2 protein-coding genes are annotated in these 1216 nt (G+C 77.1%); one reads left to right on the plus strand and one right to left on the minus strand.

From position 1 onward, the window contains the following. Positions 1 to 125, plus strand: a 125-nt coding sequence (locus tag AC0CYZ_RS00955; protein WP_472211216.1) for a universal stress protein, incomplete at its 5' end; no start/stop codon positions are given. A gap of 141 nt (positions 126 to 266) precedes the next feature. Here the strand turns inward: AC0CYZ_RS00955 and AC0CYZ_RS00960 are convergent. Beyond that, the gene (locus tag AC0CYZ_RS00960; protein ID WP_472211213.1) at positions 267 to 1004 is read right to left on the minus strand and encodes a hypothetical protein; all 738 of its coding nucleotides are present in this window, start codon (positions 1002 to 1004) and stop codon (positions 267 to 269) included. Positions 1005 to 1216: the final 212 nt, after the last annotated feature.

Consider the following 1216-nt stretch of genomic DNA (forward strand, 5'->3'; position numbering starts at 1 on the left):
GGGCCGACCTCGTCGTCGTCGGGAACAAGGGCCTCGCGAGCTTCGCCGGCCGACTGCTCGGCTCCGTCCCCCAGGCCGTCTCGCGGCGGTCCAAGGCGGACGTGCTGATCGTCCACACGGTCTGAGCGCGGACTCGGGTCGGGGTCAGCCCACCCCGACGAGGGGCACACCAAGCAGCTCGCGAGCGCCGCTGAGCTGCCTGACGTGCTGTTGATCAACGCCGGGGGGCGGGACGGCCCGCACGGCCGCGCGGCCGTCGCCCGGGATCAGCGGACCGGGACGTCGCAGGCCGGGGCGTCCGGGTGCAGCGAGATCAGGGCGTCGAGCGGCCGCGAGGTGAGCTCCACGGCCAGGGCGTGCTCGAGGCAGCGGCGCACCGCGCGGTCCCGGGGCCGCGCGCGGGCCTCGGCCAGGCGCCGGGCGAGCCGCTCGGACCCGGTGAGCAGCGGCGTGATCGTCAGGCGGGCGCGGCCGAGGTCGACCCGGCAGCGACCGGCGACCGAGTCCCCGTCGCCGACCACGCGCACGTCGCAGTCCAGGTCCCCGGGCTGCTCCTCCGAGCCCTCGCGGCCGACCGCGGCGCGGAACACCGCGTTCGTCACGCGGTCGGCGGGGGCGGCGACGAGCTGCTCGAGCACGGCGCGTCCCCCGCGGTCCGCGAGCACCGCGTCGAGCGCGCGCACGTCGAAGGTCAGCCGGCGCACGCGGTAGTCGCCGGGCCGGGCGACGGCCAGCAGCTCCTCGACGGTGTTCGCGCACGGGCCGCCCGGCCTCGCCGCGAGGTGCACCGAAGCGACCACCGCGCCGCGGTCGTTGCGCGGGTCGATGCCGCGCACCGAGACCTCCGGGGCGCTGTCTCCCCCCTCGACCCCGCAGCCGTGCTCGAGGAACTCGACCGCGGGCAGGGTGTCCGGTGCGGGGACCCGGCGGGGGCCCGGTACCGGTGCGACGACCGGGGCGGAGCCGAAGCGGCGGGGCGCGAGGACGGCGAGCGGATTGCGCATGGACCACCAGGACCTTGACGTGAGCAGGGTCACCTCAGTCTGCCAGAGTGAACCAGATCATGTGAATCGTTCCGGGCCCCGCCGCGGGTCCCGTCACCCCGTCGCCGGGGTCACGACGACGCCGCCCAGCAGGCCGCTCCCCGTGCCCACGCCGAGGTAGGCGTCGACGACGACCGGGGCGGCGCCCGGGGCCGGATTGCGGTCGCGGCCCG

The sequence above is a fragment of the Actinomycetospora sp. genome (assembly GCF_055612215.1).